The 15,954-nt window shown below is 72.2% G+C and carries 13 protein-coding genes; 6 read left to right on the forward strand and 7 right to left on the reverse strand.

Annotation, left to right across the window (positions count from 1 at the left end; genetic code table 11):
- The 3 genes from Adu01nite_RS11875 to Adu01nite_RS11885 form a co-directional block, all read right to left on the reverse strand.
- The coding region (locus tag Adu01nite_RS11875; protein WP_239132325.1) for an ANTAR domain-containing protein at nucleotides 1-538 on the reverse strand (538 nt) is incomplete at its 3' end.
- 26 nt (nucleotides 539-564) lie between these two features.
- On the reverse strand, nucleotides 565-984 hold the full coding sequence (locus Adu01nite_RS11880; RefSeq protein WP_203726672.1) for a DUF5994 family protein: 420 nt from the start codon (nucleotides 982-984) through the stop codon (nucleotides 565-567).
- A 142-nt stretch (nucleotides 985-1,126) separates the two neighbouring features.
- Nucleotides 1,127-3,409, reverse strand: coding sequence for an ATP-binding protein (locus Adu01nite_RS11885; protein ID WP_239132326.1), 2,283 nt, complete (start codon nucleotides 3,407-3,409; stop codon nucleotides 1,127-1,129).
- A 35-nt stretch (nucleotides 3,410-3,444) separates the two neighbouring features.
- On the opposite strand from Adu01nite_RS11885, the gene Adu01nite_RS11890 reads away from it, so the two are divergent.
- Nucleotides 3,445-3,816 (forward strand): response regulator transcription factor, encoded by a 372-nt coding sequence (locus tag Adu01nite_RS11890; RefSeq protein ID WP_203726673.1) that lies wholly within the window; start codon nucleotides 3,445-3,447, stop codon nucleotides 3,814-3,816.
- Here the strand turns inward: Adu01nite_RS11890 and Adu01nite_RS11895 are convergent.
- The gene (locus Adu01nite_RS11895; RefSeq protein ID WP_203726674.1) at nucleotides 3,810-4,460 is read right to left on the reverse strand and encodes a sensor histidine kinase; all 651 of its coding nucleotides are present in this window, start codon (nucleotides 4,458-4,460) and stop codon (nucleotides 3,810-3,812) included. The genes Adu01nite_RS11890 and Adu01nite_RS11895 overlap by 7 nt on opposite strands.
- A 195-nt stretch (nucleotides 4,461-4,655) precedes the next feature.
- Nucleotides 4,656-6,089, reverse strand: coding sequence for an alpha/beta fold hydrolase (locus Adu01nite_RS11900; protein WP_203726675.1), 1,434 nt, complete (start codon nucleotides 6,087-6,089; stop codon nucleotides 4,656-4,658).
- A 154-nt stretch (nucleotides 6,090-6,243) separates the two neighbouring features.
- Here Adu01nite_RS11900 and Adu01nite_RS11905 point away from each other — a divergent pair, with 154 nt between their 5' ends.
- The 3 genes from Adu01nite_RS11905 to Adu01nite_RS11915 all read left to right on the forward strand — a co-directional run bounded on the left by Adu01nite_RS11905 (nucleotide 6,244) and on the right by Adu01nite_RS11915 (nucleotide 12,959).
- Entirely contained in the window at nucleotides 6,244-7,908 is a 1,665-nt protein-coding gene (locus Adu01nite_RS11905; protein WP_203726676.1) for a rhamnogalacturonan lyase B N-terminal domain-containing protein, read from the forward strand.
- A 1,354-nt stretch (nucleotides 7,909-9,262) separates the two neighbouring features.
- Nucleotides 9,263-12,655 (forward strand): hypothetical protein, encoded by a 3,393-nt coding sequence (locus Adu01nite_RS11910; RefSeq protein ID WP_239132327.1) that lies wholly within the window; start codon nucleotides 9,263-9,265, stop codon nucleotides 12,653-12,655.
- 13 nt (nucleotides 12,656-12,668) lie between these two features.
- Nucleotides 12,669-12,959 (forward strand): hypothetical protein, encoded by a 291-nt coding sequence (locus Adu01nite_RS11915; protein WP_203726678.1) that lies wholly within the window; start codon nucleotides 12,669-12,671, stop codon nucleotides 12,957-12,959.
- A 27-nt stretch (nucleotides 12,960-12,986) separates the two neighbouring features.
- Here the strand turns inward: Adu01nite_RS11915 and Adu01nite_RS11920 are convergent, their stop codons facing one another.
- Complete coding sequence (locus tag Adu01nite_RS11920) at nucleotides 12,987-13,334, reverse strand: PRC-barrel domain-containing protein (RefSeq protein ID WP_203726679.1); 348 nt, start codon at nucleotides 13,332-13,334, stop codon at nucleotides 12,987-12,989.
- 80 nt (nucleotides 13,335-13,414) lie between these two features.
- Between Adu01nite_RS11920 and Adu01nite_RS11925 the strand changes: the two genes are divergently transcribed.
- Entirely contained in the window at nucleotides 13,415-14,758 is a 1,344-nt protein-coding gene (locus Adu01nite_RS11925; protein ID WP_203726680.1) for a hypothetical protein, read from the forward strand.
- A gap of 154 nt (nucleotides 14,759-14,912) precedes the next feature.
- Nucleotides 14,913-15,284 carry a helix-turn-helix domain-containing protein gene (locus tag Adu01nite_RS11930; RefSeq protein ID WP_203726681.1) on the forward strand — a complete coding sequence of 124 codons (372 nt, stop codon included), beginning with the start codon at nucleotides 14,913-14,915 and terminating at the stop codon, nucleotides 15,282-15,284.
- 33 nt (nucleotides 15,285-15,317) lie between these two features.
- Here Adu01nite_RS11930 and Adu01nite_RS11935 read toward each other — a convergent pair whose 3' ends face one another.
- Complete coding sequence (locus Adu01nite_RS11935) at nucleotides 15,318-15,938, reverse strand: ClpP family protease (RefSeq protein ID WP_203726682.1); 621 nt, start codon at nucleotides 15,936-15,938, stop codon at nucleotides 15,318-15,320.
- Nucleotides 15,939-15,954: the final 16 nt, after the last annotated feature.

Raw genomic sequence — 15,954 nt, forward strand, 5'->3', positions numbered from 1 at the left:
TCAAGTCTTCGGTGCCCTCGACGAGGGCGCGGGCCAGGTCGGACAGGTGCCGGTCGCGGTGGCGGGCGGCGGCCAGCAGGGTCTCGAAGGCCTCGGCGACCCCGACCTGCAGCCGTTCCGCCAGCAGCCCGGTCGCCTGTTCGATCACCATCTGGTTGTTCAGCGCGGCCTGCAGCTGCTCACCGAGGACCTCGCCGCGGTGGATGGCCCGCTGCTGGATCAGCCCGACGGTGGCGATGTCGGCCAGCGCCTGTCCCATCCGCAGTTGCTCCGGGCCGAGCGGCCCGGGCGCCGTGCCGAAGAGGTTCAGCGCGCCGATGACGTCGGTGCGCAGCCGCATCGGCAGGGTGTGCAGCACGCTCTCCAGCTGGAGAAACTCGGACGAGGCGGCCACCAGCTGCGGAACGCCGGCTTCGTCGATGAGCAGGAGCCCGGCCGCGTCGACCCCGAGCAGCTGGACGCAGCGTTCGGTCAGGACGTGCAGGAAGTCGAGCAGGTCGAAGTCGTCCACGAGCGTGTCGGCCAGCTCGATGAACACGTCGGACAGCGTAGGGACGGCCATTCTCAGGCCGGCGCCGCGGCGAGCCGGCCGCCCTCGCTCTCCCAGGCGTTCTGATCCGGATCGGAGCCGGCGAGCGCGGCCACCGGCGTCACCAGCACAGTGGTCACGCCGCCGTCGGCGTAGATGGCGGTGAGCGTGGCCGGGGACTGACCGGAGAAGTAGCCGAGGCTGACCGTGCGGCCGGCCACCTCGATCTCGTGCGGCCGGACCGCCCAGCCGGCGGCGCTCAGCAGCAGTCGGACCACCGGGCCGCGGGCTTCGTCCATCGCCCGGACCAAGCCGGGGAGCGCGGCGCCGGGATCCCGGGAGGCCGGCCACCAGCAGCCGTCGAGCGTCACGTTGTGGAAGCGGATCGGTCCCCAGCGGAACCGAGCCTGCTCGATTCGTCGGGAGATCGTGGCGTGCGTAGACACCGAGGTCATCGGAGACACCCTGTCGACAAGGACCAACGCAGGCGCGGGCCTTGGCCCGACGGCGCGGGCTGAGACGAGGTCCACCAAGGTCGGTGAAGGCGCGGCACCGGCGAATACCGGGTCGCGTGACCCACAGTACGCGCCCGCGAGGTCATCCCGCGGCCTGCACCAACTCGGTGGAGAGTCGCTGCATCGCGTCGCTCACCTCGGACGCGTGCGCGTGCAGCTCGCCCAGGTCGAGGTGCGGTTCCTGGGCGCGGTCCTCGAGGTCGGCGCAGAGGGCGGCGAAACGGTTGGCGCCGAGGGTGGCCGACGAGCCCTTCAGGCTGTGCGCGAGCCGGGCCAGGGTCCGGGCGTCGCCGTCGGCCGCGGCCTGCTCCATCCGGCTGAGCGTGTCCGGCAGCCGCTCGGCGAAGTTGTGCAGGATCTCGGCGATGCGATGGTGCTCGCCGGTCATCGAGGCGGCGATCCCGTCGACCCAGGCCCGGATGCTGTCCGCCTCGGTGGCGGCCCGCATCTCGGCCGGCATCTCGGCCCGCACGTCGGCGTGCGCGGCCGAGGCGGCCAGGACGGCGTCGAGGTCGGCCTCCCGGATCGGCTTGGCCAGGAAGCCGTCCATGCCGGCCCGCTTGCTCGCGGTCCGGTCGTCGACCATCGCGTTGGCGGTCAGCGCGACGATGCGCGGGGCGCCGTGCGCCGGTGGGTCGGCCCGGATCTGCTCGGTGGCGGCCAGCCCGTCCAGCACCGGCATCTGCACGTCCATGAGCACCAGGTCGAACGGCGTACGCCGCACCGCCGCGACCGCCTCGGCGCCGTCGCCGACCAGCTCCACCCGGTGGCCGCGCCGTTCCAGCAGCAGCTGCGCCACCCGCTGGTTGACCGGGTTGTCCTCGGCGACCAGCACGTGCAGCGGCCGGCCGGCCACCACGACCGGCGGCACCGGCTCGGGTTCCGGGGTGCCGGGCGCGGCCCGGCCCAGGCGCAGCGTCACGGTGAAGGTGGAGCCCGCGCCCGGGGTGCTGTCGACGGTGATCCCGCCGCCCATCGCCTCGGCCAGCCGCTGGGAGATCACCAGGCCCAGCCCGCTGCCGCCGTAGCTGCGCGCGATCGACGCGTCGACCTGGCTGAACGGCAGGAACAGCCGGGCCAGCCGGTCGGCCGGGATGCCGATGCCGGTGTCCCGGACGGCGAGCCGGAGCTCGGTGCCGGCGGCCGTGACGGTCACCGTGATCGCCCCGTGCTCGGTGAACTTGACCGCGTTGCCGATCAGGTTGACCAGGATCTGCCGGATCCGGCTCTCGTCGCCGACGACCACCGGCGGGCAGCCGGCGGCGACATCGCCGGCCAGCCGCAGGCCCTTCGCGTCGGCGGTCAGCGCGACCAGGTTGATCGCCTGCTGCACGCAGGCGCGCGGCGAGAACGGCCGGTCGTCCAGGGTCAGCTCGCCGGCCTCGATCTTGGAGAAGTCGAGTACGTCGTTGATGATCACCAGCAGCGTCTCGCCGCTGGCGTGCACGGTGTCGACCAGCTCCCGCTGCCGGGCGTCCAGGTCGGTGTCGAGCAGCAGCCCGGTCATCCCGATCACCGCGTTCATCGGCGTCCGGATCTCGTGGCTCATGGTGGCCAGGAACGCCGACTTGGCGGCGGTGGCGGCCAGCGCCTCGTCCCGGGCGGCGACCATCGCGGTCATCGAGGCGTTCACCGCCCGGGCCATCTGGGTCAGCTCCTGCGGCCCGGTCACCTCGGCCCGGCGGCTGAGGTCACCGGCCGCGACCCGCTGCGCCGCCGCGGTCACCCGCTTGGCCGGCGTGGTGATCCGCCAGGTGATCCACCGCCCGCACAGCGCCACCAGGGCCGCGGTGCCGACCGACACCCAGACGATCAGCTTGCGGGTGCCCTGGGCGCTCTCGTCGCCGGCCCGGAGAAGCTGCGCCAGCCGCCGCTCCTCCTCGGTGTGCATGGCGCTGACCAGTTGCTGGACGTCGGCCAGGTCGGCGTTGACCTGGTCGGGCCGGTGCTCGGCGACCGCCCGGTCGTACTGCGCGAGCCGGCTCTCGGCCAGCGGATCCGCCCGGTCGAGCAGCCGCTGCAGGGCCCGGTCGTCGCCGGCCGCCGCCCGGACCCGGCCCAGCTGGTCCCGGACGGTGTCGCCCGCGCTGCCCAGCGCCTGCGCCCAGGTCGGGCTGCCGGTGTGCTGGTAGTTGCGGGCGACCCGGTCGAGCCCGTTGACGACGTCGTTGAGCCGGCCGATCTCGCCGAGCATCTGGTGCGAGTGCTGCAGCGGCGCCCGGCTCTGCATGAGCGCGCCGATCCGCAGGTAGGCGCTGGCGCCGACGAAGGCCAGCGACAGCAGGGCGAGCAGGAACCCGACCGCCAGCATCCGGCCCACGGTCCACCAGGCGCGATCCGCGATCCGGTCACCGTCATCCGCCACGGGGATTACTCTATGTAGTTGACGAGGGAGGCGCGGTGACTTCTGTCCTGGTGGTCGACGACGATCCGACCATGCTGGAGATCGTCGAGACGGTCCTGCGCTCCGGCGGCCTCGAGGTGTCCAGCACCAGCACCGGCCGCGAGGGCCTGCGGGCCGCCCACGAGCGGACCTGGGACTGCGCGGTCCTCGACGTCACCATGCCGGACATGAGCGGCCTGGAGGTGTGCCGCGCGCTGCGCGACGACGCCGAGACCGCCGACATCCCGATCATCCTGCTGACCGGCCGTGGCCAGTGGCTGGACGTGGCCTCGGGCTTCGACGCGGGCGCCGACGACTACCTGGTCAAGCCGTTCACCGCGCAGGACCTCCTGACCCGGGTGGACGCGCTCACCGGCACGGTTCACTGAACGACCGACAACCACACCATGAGGTACGGCGTACCCTCCGCACTTTCCACGCGGACCCGCCCGCCGTGCCGCCCCGCGACGGCCCGCGCCAGCATCAGCGCGGTGGCGTTCCCTTCCCCGTCGGCGCTGGTGAAGAGCCGGTCGGTGGCCTGCCGGGCGGGCAGCGGCAGGGCAACCCGCCACTGATCGCCGACCAGCTCGGCGGTCATCGTGCCGTCCCCGCCGATCGCCCGCACCGCGGTGGCCAGCCGCCGGAACACCTGCCCGAGCCGCTCCCGGTCACCGGTGACGAGCCCTTCGGCAGGCTCGGCGGTCACCGCGGCCCCGCTCTCGGCGAGCAGCTCCGGCAGGTCGAAGGTCGTCCGGGCGAGCGGAAACGTGCCGTTCTCGATGCCACTGATCGTGGCGATCTCGGCGACGACCTCGTCGATCCGGTGCACCTTCCGGGCGATCATCGGCAGCGCTTCGTCAAGAAACGGCTCACCCGTGCTCTCCGGCAGCAGATCGATCATGGCAAGGGCGGCGGCAAGCGGCGTACGAAGCTCATGCAGCAGCGCCGAGACCAGCTCGGTCTTGGTCGCCACGAGCTCGGCCAGCTCCCGGTTGTGCTCCCGCAGCCGGTGCCGGCTCTCCACGTCCTGCATGGGCTGCTCCTACCGCCGGCGACCACCCCAGGATAATCGGACTTAGCCCGCAAAGCGCCCGAAGCGTCCTCCTCGGCGCTCCACCCGCAGCCGCACAGGCACGAAGACGAGAAGCGCCGGCACCATCAGCGCGGCCGGATAGGCCAGCACGCTGTCGGCCCTGGCCGTGATCGCGCCGCCGCCGGTCAGTGCTCGTCAGCCGGGGATCGGGGCGTCCCGGCAGACCGTGCCGGCCGGTGGGATGGTCAGGTGGAGCAGGTAGGCGTACATGTAAGCCTCGATGCAGGCGCTCTTGCGCCTGGCCGTGTGTCCCTCGCCCTGCCATGTGATCAGGTGGCCGTTCGCCAGGGTTTGGGAAAGAGCCACCGCATCCGGGTACGGGGTGTCGGGGTCGCCGGTGTTGCCGGAGACCAGGATCGGCGCCGAGCCGGTCGCCCGGTACGACCCGGTGTAGCGGCTGAGGCGGGCGGCCGGCCACTGCAGACAGGCCGGCGCGTGGGTCTGGTCGTAGGCGGGCGGCCCGTACGCCATCCGCGGTGCGGTGAGCGGGAAGTCGGCCGCGACCTTCGCGAGCCGGGCGCGCAGCTGCGGCAGACCGGCCGGAAAGACCCGGTCGGCGCACTCCACCGACACGTTGACCGCGTTGAACGTGGTGTCGGACTGGCTGATCGCATACATCAGCGGGCCGGTGCGGGACTCGGCGAGGTGCAGGTCGGTACCCAGCGCGGACCATCGACGCGTCCCGCTGTTGAGCCGGGACGTCAGCTCGGACAGCATCGTCGCGCCGTTGACGTCGCCCAGCGGGTGCTCGTCGAGGTCGTCCAGGATCTTCCGCAGTTTCCCGGTGAGGTCGCCCGGCGCGAACGCGCACTGCTCAGCGTGCGCCGAGCACCAGCTCAGGAAGCGGCGCAGCGCCTTCTCGGTCGCCCGGTACTGGCCGTAGTCGTAGGCGTACGGATCATCGGCGTATTTCTCCGGGTCGTAGCCGGAGTCCAGCATCAAGGCCCGGGTGCGCTGCGGGAACATGCTCGCGTAGACGGTGCCGACGTAGGTGGCGTACGACCCGCCGAAGAACGTCAGCTTCGCGTCGCCGACCGCCTGCCGCAGCAGGTCGAGGTCGCGGGCCTGGTTGGCGGTGCCGATGAACGGCAGCAGGTCGCCGGAGTGCTTCGCGCAGGCGGCGTCCCACTCGCGGGCCAGCCGGACCGCGTTCGCGAAGGCCGGCGCCCGACCCCACTGGGCCGCGTATTCCGGCCGGTCCAGGCAGCTCACCGGCTGACTGCGGTGGACGCCGCGCGGGTCGTGGCCGACGATGTCGAACCGGTCGCGGATCTCCGGGATCACCGAGGTGGTGAACGAGTCGACCCAGTCCCACCCGGAGCTGCCCGGCCCGCCGGCGTAGATGAACAGCGTGCCGATCCGGGCGGCCGGGTCGGCGGCCGGGTGACGTCGCAGCTGCAGCGTGATCCGGGTGCCGTCCGGATCCCGGTAGTCGAGCGGCACCTGCGCCGACGTGCACTGGTAGTCACCGCAGGCGGCCCAGTCGAGGGCCGGAGCCGGCGGCGCGGCATGTGCCGCACCTGCGCACAGTAGCGCCACCAAAAAACCGGACAAGACACGAAATTTCATTCCGCGAACGTAAGCGAAACGCCGACACTGCCGGGCGACTCGACAACAACTTTCACCCAAGTTCGTCGTGTTCTGAAGGACATCGAGCGACTCGGGATGAATCGACAAAAGCCGATGTAGTGTCCAGGATCCCCCCAGTCATCGGAGTATCCCCATGTCCCACCGGATCAACCGGCGCGGCCTGCTCAAGGCGGGCGGCGCGGTCCTCGGCGCCGGCGCCCTGGCCGGCTCCTTCGCCGCCGAGGCGAGCGCCGCCACGATCAGCTACACGAACGACGGCACCAACTACGTCGTCAACACCGGCGCCAACCTGGTCTTCAAGGTCAACCACAGCAACGGCGACCTCGTCTCGTTCGTCTACCGCGGCGTCGAATACCAGGGCTACAACGGCAAGAACTCCCAGGTGGAGGTCGGTCTCGGCGCGTCCACCGTGACCATCGCGTCGACCTCGGCGACGGTGACGATCAAGGTGGTGCACGGCACGCTGGTGCACTACTACGTGGCCCGGGCCGGCGAGAACAACGTCTACATGTGGACCTACCGGGACGCGAACTCGGTCACCATGCAGCGCTACATCGTCCGGCTCAAGCCCGGCGCGCTCACCTTCAGCGGCGGCGACGCCTGGGATTCCGCCACCGTCACCACGGTCGAGGCCGCCGACATCTTCAAGGCCACCGACGGCACCACCCACGCGAAGCACTACTCCAACCTGCGCACCATCGACTACGACTACGTCGGCGCCACCAACAGCGCCAAGACGGTCGGCATCTGGCTGGTGCGCAGCAACCACGAGCTGAGTTCGGGCGGCCCGTTCTACCGCTCGCTGCTGCGCTCCGGCAGCACCGGTTCGCCGGACCTCTACGAGATCCCGCGCTACGCCGAGGCGCAGACCGAGGACCCGCGGTGGGGCCTGAACGGCCCGTACGTCCTGTCCTTCACCGACGGCGGCGCCCCCGCGAGTGCGCTCTACGCCCGCACCTTCAACACGAGCTGGGCCGATTCACTGGGCCTGCAGGGCTGGGTCGGCACGTCCGGCCGGGGCCGGGTGACCGGCGTAGGCATAGCCGGCCGCGACACCACGTCCACCTACACGGTCGGCTTCGCCAACACCACCGCCCAGTACTGGGCCACCGCGGACAGCTCCACCGGCTACTTCAGCAGCACGAACATGCTCCCCGGCAGCTACACGATGACGATCCACAAGGGCGAGCTCCCGGTCTGGACCGGCACGGCCACGGTGACGGCCGGCGGCACCACCGTCCTGAACACCGTCACCATCACCGCCGACCCGAACACCGCCGCCGCCATCTGGCGGATCGGCACCTGGAACGGCACCCCGTCCGGTTTCAAGAACGCAAGCTTGATGACGTACGCCCACCCCAGCGACGTGCGCGCCGCCGCATGGACCGGGAACTTCATCGTCGGCACGTCCACCGACAGCGGCTTCCCGTGCTACCAGTGGTCCGACGTGAACAACGGCCTGCTGATCTACTTCAAGCTGACCGCAGCCCAGGCCGCGACGGCCCACACCCTGCGCATAGGCATCACGGCGAGTTACATAAGCGGCCGTCCACAGGTGTCGGTAAACAGCTGGACATCAGCGATCCCGGCCGCTCCGCCAACGTCAAAGACCAGAAACCTGACGGTAGGAACCTACCGAGAATTCAACACCACATTGACGTACGCCGTCCCCGCCACCGCCTGGCAGACGGACCCGACCCAGTGGAACATCCTGAAACTCAACATAGTCAGCGGCTCCACCGGCACGGGTTACTTGAGCCCAGGCGTCTCCTTCGACTGCCTGGACCTGCTCGCCTGAAAACGCGCGGGCGGGCGCCGCGCCGCGTGTCTCACCCCACGCTCTGCTCACCGATACGCGCCTTCGGCGTTTGCCAGTGCTCAGCGAGGCCGTCCCGCCCGCAGGGCCGTCCCGCCCGCAGGGCCGTCCCGCCCGCAGGGCCGTCCCGCCTCGCTTTCCGCGCCCTCTGCTCTGCTCACCGATGTGCCGAATCGGCGCGTATCGGTGCGCAGAGCAGGGCGTGTTTGTGCGCCGCGAAGTCGGTGTTGCCGGGTTGCCTGATATCGGGGTCTCGGGCGCGGGCCGAGACCCCGACATCCGGGAAAACGGTGTGCGGTGGACTCTTTGCGTCGGGAATTGTGCAACGACAGCTGTTGATGATCTGACACCACTGTGGACGGTAGGCCATTTAGAGTGGCCAGCGTCGGTTTGCCGGGGATCGGCCGGATCGGGTCGCGTTGACGCGCGCGCTGCAGCGGGGAGGAAACGGATGAATCCGGCCCGCGACGCGCCTAGCTCGGAGGTGGCCGAGAAAGCGGCCGTCCGGGGGCCGGTGCCGGTCGACAGTGCGGTCGCGTCGCCGCTCGGCGCGCTGGCCGATGCCGGCAACGGCGCCATGGCCGCCCTGCTCAGCTCGGTCGCCGGGAGTTCGCGGGATGCGTCCGCCGCCCGGCCGCCGGATTCGCCGTCGCTCGGCGCCGACGCGGTCGCGGCACTGCAACTGTCCGGGGGCAACGCCGCCGTCGCGCGGCTGCTGTCCGGCGGCGGCGCGACCGGCGCGTCCACGCCGCCGCTCGCGCCGGAGACTCCGCAGGGCCCGTCGGCCACGATGCCGGCCGCCGCGACGGATTCCGCCGGCCTCCTGGCGCCGATGCTCTCTGCCGCAGGCTCCGCGCCGGTTCCGGCTGCGTCTGCCGACGGAACCGCGCCTGAGCTGGCCGCGCCTGGGCTGGCCGCGCCTGGGCTGGCCGCGCCTGGGCTGGCCGCGCCTGGGCTGGCCGCGCCTGGGCTGGTCGCGCCTGCTGTGTCCGGGCCTGGGTTGGCTGCGCCCTCGCCTTCCGCTTCCGGGGCGGCGCCCGCCGGTCTCGGGCTCGCCACCTCTACTCCTACCGCTTCTGCGGCTGCGACTGCCGCTCCTGCGGTCGCTGCGGCAAGTTCGGCTGGCTCTGCGCCCGCGACCCCTGCGCCCGCGACCTCTGCGCCTGCGGTCGCGGCGCCGGTTTCGGTGGCTGCTTCGGCGAGCGCGCCTGCTTCCGGTGGGCGGGGGGCCGGCGTAGGGGCTAGCGCGGTGCCCGTACGGGCAATAAGCCTTCAGCCTTCGGGGCCGGCTGCCGTTTCGGTGCCGACTGCGGTGGGGGACGGCGCTCAAGAGGTTGTGGCCGCTATTGCGGCTGCTGGGACCGAAGGTCAGGCGGCGCTTGCGGCTGCCGTTGCGGAGCAACTGGCGACGGTTGCCGCCACCGTTGAGGCGCAGCAAGCCGGGATCGAAGATGGGGTTGCCGCGCAGCTTGCCGCGGTTGACTCGGCCTTCGGCGACGCCCGGGGGCGGCTGCTGGCGGCCATCGCCGGTGCCCAGCAGCAGCTCATCGATGCGCACCAAGGGGAACAGCAGCGTCTGGCCGGCTGGTCGGCGGAGACGCAGCAGCAGTTGGCGACCGGATACGCGACGCGGGCGGGGGAGATCCAGTCCAGCGGGGTGTCCGCGGGCGGTGGGGTCGTTTCGGCGGCGGAGACCATCGCGGCCGGCACCGGCTCTGAGGTCGGCGGGCTTGCGGCGCAGGCCCGGGCGCAGGGTGCGGCCCGGGCGGCCTCGCCCGGCGGGGAGGACGCCGACGGTGCGGAGGCTCGGGCCGTCGCCGCCCGGGAGGTGGCGGGGGACACCGCCACCCAGATCTCCGGGAAGCTCGGCAACACCGTCGCCGAGTTGCGCGGGCTCGGGCCGGAGACCCAGGCTCAGCTGGTCGGGCAGGCCAACCAGATCGCCATGCAGATCCATCTGCGGCTGCCGACCGTGGCCGCGGTGCTCGGCGAGACCACGGTGGGGGCGGGTGCCCAGCTGAGCCAGGCGGTCGCGGCCGGCAGCTCGTCGCTGGCCGCCTACGGCAGCGAGCTGTCCACGCAGCTCACCGGGCTGCAGGCCACCGTCATGAGGGCGATCCGGCAGCAGGCCGACACGGCCAAGGAGTCGGTCTACGAAGCGGGACGGCAGACGGTCGAAGCGGGGCAGGCCCAGCACGCCCAGGCCGCCCAAGCGGGGGCCGCGCTGCTCGACGGGGTGCTGGCCGGCGTCGCGAACCGGAAGATCCGGCGGGCGGCCGCGGCCAAGCTGTCCGGCGAGTTGAGTGCGCACGTGCGGCAGGGGTTCGGCGACGCCGAGCAGCAGGCCCGGGTGATGCTGGCCGAGATCGCGCAGGCGTTCAGCGACACCGCGAGCCAGGCCCTCGACGTGCTGCAGGATTCGGCGGAGCAGGGGCGGCAGCAGGCGGCGGGCGTGGCGGGGCAGGGTGAGGAGGCCGCGGCGGGGCAGGCCGGCGCGCTGGCCGCGCAGCTGAGCGCGGTCGCGGCGGCGGCCACCGGCTCGGGCGACCGGATGGTCAGCGGCAACCTGGCCACCCTGGACCAGATCGTCGCCGACCTGGACACCCGGTTCGGGCAGGTGCTGACCGAGTTCCGGCAGTCGCTGACCCAGCGGGCCGGCGAGACGACCGGGCAGGCCCGGGAGCCGGTCGGCACGCTCGACGCCCGGATGACCACGGCGATGCGGGAGGCCGAGGAGGCCACCCACCGCAGCTGGCTGGAGAAGGCGTGGGACTCCATCCCGTGGGGGACGATCGCCGGCGTCATCGTCGGGCTGGTCGTCACGATCGCGGTGGTCGCGCTGCTCGGCACCGGGATCGGCGCGCTGATCGTGGCCGGTGCGCTGTCGGGGGCGCTGTCGGCGGCGGCCACCACGCTCACCGACAACGCCGTGCACGGGCGCGACACCAACTGGTCCGACCTGGGCAAGCAGATGCTGGTCGGGGCGGCGTTCGGTGCGGTCGGGGGTGCGATCGGCGGCGGGGTCGCCGGAGCTCTCGGCGGAGCCGTCGAACGGCAGCTGATCACCGAGGCGACCGCGATCGCGGCCGGCAAGGCGGTCAACGTGGCGACCGGCGCGACGCTCGGCATCGTCAACAACATCGCCGCCGGGCGGCCCTGGCACGAAGGGCTGCTGACCAACATCGGGCTGTCGATGGCGTTGTCGTACGGGCCGGGTGGCCGCTTCATCGAGGGCGTCACCCAGAACGCGCGCGGGGCGATGGTCGACAGTGGTGCCGCGTTCAACGTGACGGCGGCGGAGACGGCCGCGTCGTCGGCCCGCATGCAGACCCGGGTGGGCTCGGAGGTCGAGCCGCCGATCGTGGGGGCGCAGGAGGGCGCCGCGACGCCGGTGGCCGAGGAACCGGTGATGGACATGCCGGAGGGCACGGTCATGTACGGCGACACGCCGCTGGCCGAGGCCGAAGCCCGGGGGATGTACCAGAACGCCCGCCGGGACAGCCCGCACAACGAGGTCGCGGTCTACCGCAACAGCGAGACCGGCGAGTGCATCGTGGTGCAGGGCAACAACGAGTACGTCGACGCGCGGGCGTCCACCAACTCGGCGATGCGCGAGTTCATCGAGGGCCGCCCGGGCGAGCCGGGCCGCTGGGACCTGGTCGAGCATTCGCACCCGGTCGACCCGGCCACCGGCGTCACGCTCGAACCGCACCGCTACCCGAGCGGCCAGGGCGGCGACTTCGAGGTCGCCCGCTGGCAGGCGGAACAGAGCGGCAAGCCGGTCGAGCAGACCATCGGCATCGTCACCGAGCGTGGCAACGAGACGGTCACCTACGGGTACGACCCGGCCGACCCGCAGCCGTACTCGCTGACCTATCCGGGCCCGGACGGCGCCCCGGTCACCCAGCGTTTCCGGTCGATGGAGGCGTACGGCGAGTGGTATGAGAACCAGCCCGGCACCGGCGGCGGCTCGCCGCACATCGACGCCGAGGCGACGACGGCGGTGGCCGCCGCCCCGGGCCGGGAGACGGTCGCCGAGCTGAAGCGGCGGGCGTTCGAGGCCGAGGCCCGGGCGGGCGAACTGCGCCGCGGCGACTGGGCGAAGCGGGCCGAGAACCTGCGCGAGACGTTCGAGCAGCTGGAGGGGATCGCGTCCAGCCCGGAGGAGATCCAGGCGCTGGCCGCCCAGGAGCTGGCCGAACTGGCGGCCCTGGAGGGCGAGATGCCGCCCCGGCCGCCGGCCCCGGAGCCGCGACCGGTCAAGCTGACCCAGGAGGGCGGGCTCGCGGCCACCGAAGGCATGCAGATCCTCCAGGCCGACGGCACGCTGAGCGATCCGACCCACGGCCTGAAGAAGCACGGCCCGACCGCGCCGTTGAAGTGGCTGGAGAACCTGGCCGAGACCAACCCGTCCGGCGTGGCCGCGCGGTTCCTGGACGGGACGGTCATGGAGACGGTGACGGCGGAGGCGATCGCGGCCGCCCAGCCGGAGATCGACGCGTTCCTGGCGAGCAACCCGCCGGCCGGCAAGAACCTGGTCCTGGCGAGATACGAACCGGGCCTCGGTAACCTCGGCGAGGGCTACTACAAGAACCCGGCGACGGGCCTCGTCGAGCCGATCCCGGCCGGAATGCCGCTGACCGAGGTCCAGGTGATCCTCAAGGCGACCGGCGCCACCCCGCCCGACCGGGCGTACGTCATCCAGTCCACCTACCCCGCCCTACCCTGAAGGTGAGCGAGCCTTGAACGACACCGAACGGTCCGGTCTGCGGCAGGTCCTGGTCGGCTACTTCGGCGACAACTCGACCGAGGACGGCGTCCGCGAGATGCTCGGCGTGACCCGGGCCCGCGCCGACCAGCACGAGGAGTACCGCGGGCTGCTCGCGACGGCCCTGGATGCGGCCCGCGCCGGCGACGAGGACGTTCTCCCGGTGGTCCGCCAGCTGGCGCCGTTCACCCCGGACCTGACGGCCGCGGCCGCCCTGCTGGCGGCGATCCTCACCGAGTACGACCGTCAGTACGCCCAGTCCTGACCCTTTGCTCACCGTGGCGGCGAAGGTTCAGGCGGCGATGCCGTAGTAGCCGTAGAGGCTCTCGCAGAACTCGCCCATCCGGGTCTGGTCGACGTGCGGGGCGTCGGCGACCTGCGCGCTGCTGCGCCCGATCCGGATGTGGCCGTCGGCCACGCCGTGCACCGCCTCGACCGGGATGAGCGACGGGGTCGCGCCGAAGCCGGCCACGCCGCCGTGCTCCACGCTGATCAGCCGGAACCGGCGGTTGCCCGCGTCCACCAGCAGGTCCTCCACGGTGCCGAGGACGTTGCCGTCGCGGTCGGTGACCGGGCAGCCGAGCAGGCGGGCCGGGGGAGCGGCGCGATGCGCGGACTGGGTCAGTCGGATCATCTGCATCGGGGTCTCCTTCGCGGCTCCATCGACAGCTACCCGTGCTCGGGCCCGATGAAACGGTCGCGGTAGATGATGATGGATGCGTGCAACTGCGCCGCTCCGCCTCCTCGCGCGCGATCCCGGCGGCGTTCGTGGTGCTGATGGCCGGGTCCGCGATCTACCTGGTGACCGTCGGCGGCCGGATCTGGCCGGTCGTCATTCTGTGCCTCGCCGCCGCGATCGTGCCGTCGGTGGCGCGGCGGTTCCAGGTCGACATCGATCACGACGGCTGGTCGGTGCGGATCGGCAGGTTCGAGCGCCGGCTGCCCTGGGACGAGATCGCCGCGGTGGTGATCGAGAACCGGCAGCCCGGCCGGCACCTGGTCGCGAAGCTGTTCCTGGTGCCGGTGGCCGGGGCCGGCTGGGATGTTCCGGAGCGGATGCGGGCCAGTGTGGACGGCCGCCCGGCCGTGGACCTGTTCGACCTGGAGGAGCTTCACTACGACAAGGACCAGCTGATTCGCGAGCTGTCCGACCTGACCGACGACCGACTCGACGTCCGCATCCATAGCCTGGCCGTGCCGATGCTGAGCCCGGCCGCCCGTGCCCGGCTGAACGCGGTGCCGGACCCCGTGGTGGTGGACTACGCCCTGCGCCCCTTCCCGGAGGGGGTGGACAGCGTGCGGACGCTGCGGTGGCTCAACCGGCGGCGGTTCGCGCTGCTGGCCGTCTGGTACCTGGTCGGCATTCTCCCCGCGCTGGTGCTCACGGTCGTCGCCGCCCGGGCGCACGAGCTGCTCGGCGTGGCGGTGCTGGCGTCCGGGCTGGCCGCCGGGATCTGGGGCTACGCCCAGCTCGTCGCGGTCTTCGCGCCGTGCCGCTACCTCGTCGAGCACCGGACCGCGGTCGACGGCGCCGAGTTGGTGATCAACGTGCCGACGAATCGGGAGGACCTGCGCTCCGGCAACGTGACCGTGCTGGCGCCGGGGACGAAGCGCGGCTACGGCAAGGCGTGGCTGCTCGCGAACCCGCATCCGGTCCTGCTGCTCGGCGACCCGCGCACCGGCCGGCTGCGCGACTACGACTTCCTGCGCGCCCTGGCCGACGGGGCGCGCTCGTCGCCGGCCGAGCACGATCAAGCCGCCGCCGTGCAGCTCGACCAGCTCGCCGAGCAGGCCCGGTCGGCCGAACCGCCCGGCACCGGCCATGCGGCGGCGGCCGGCCTGTGGGTCGCCCTGACCGCGACCGGCCGGGCGGTGGCGTGGTTCGTCGTCGTGTGCTCGATCCTGGCGGCCGGCGGCTCCCTGGTCGACGACTCGCCGATCGTCGGGCCCGCCCTGGTCATCATCGGCGCGGTCATGGGCCTGATCTGGATCTTCTACACGCTGTATCGGCTGGGCTCGCTGGCCGCCACGGTGTGGCGGTCGGTGACCCGGCCCGCCGCCTGACCGCTTCGCGCCGCCGGCTTGACCTCCGCCTGCCGGCTGGCCGCTTCGCGCCGCCGGCTTGACCCTTCGCCGGTCGGCTGACCGCTCTACGCTGCTGGCTGAACCTCCGCCCGCCGGGTATCGGCGAGGCTGCCCTCCTGGTTACCGTGACCCCATGGCGGACATCGCGCGGCACCCCCGGCCCCTGCTTCGCACCCTGGTCGGTGAAGTGCTGCGCCGCAATCGGCAGGAGCAGCGCCGCACGCTCGCCGAGGTGTCCCGGGAGGCCAGCGTCTCCGTGCAGTACCTGTCCGAGGTCGAGCGCGGCCGCAAGGAGCCCAGCTCGGAGATCCTGGCCGCGGTCTGCGACGCGCTGCGGATCGACCTGTCCGACCTGCTGGCCGAGGTGCGGCACGACCTCGAACTCGACCGTGCCGCCACCCTGGCCCCCGTTCTGCGGCTCGGCTCGGCCTTCCTGGGCCGCTCCGCCGCCACCCCGCCGGCCCAGCAGTCCGGCGGCGGTCAGGTAATGCTGCTGGCCGCCTGAGTCGGCTGCGCTGCTGGTTCGCGCCGCGCTGGTTCAGGCCGCGCTGTCCAGCCGGTAGGAGCGGACCTGCTCCCGCCGGGTGATCACCCGGTCGGCCAGGCCGTAGGCGACCGCGTCCGGCGCGGACAGGGCCATGCTGCGGTCGGTGTCCGCCCGGATCTTGGCGACCGGGTGGCCGGTGTGCTCGGCGAGGATCTGGTCCATCTCGGCCCGCACCTTCGCCACCTCCTTGGCCTCCACCGCCAGATCGGGCAGCGTGCCCCGGGCCTGGCTGGACGGCTGGTGCAGGGTGACCTTGGCGTGCCGCAGCACCGACCGCTTGCCCGGCGTGCCGGCGGCGAGCAGGGCCGCGGCCGCCGACGAGGCCTGCCCGACGCAGATGGTTGCGATGTCACAGCGTACGAAATTCATCGTGTCGTAGATCGCGGTGAGCGCGCTGAACGAGCCACCGGGGGAGTTGATGTAGAGGCCGACCTCCTGCTCGCCGGCCGACTCCAGGTGGATGAGCTGGGCGATGACGACATTGGCGACCCCGTCGTCGATCTCGGTCCCGAGAAAGATGATCCGGTCGGAGAGCAGCCGCGAGTAGATGTCGAAGGCCCGTTCCCCGTTGGGCGTCTTCTCGACAACGGTCGGAATCGTGTAGGTGCTCATGCCGTGCCTTCCTTTC

The sequence above is a fragment of the Paractinoplanes durhamensis genome, from assembly GCF_016862175.1.
GTDB lineage: Bacteria > Actinomycetota > Actinomycetes > Mycobacteriales > Micromonosporaceae > Actinoplanes > Actinoplanes durhamensis.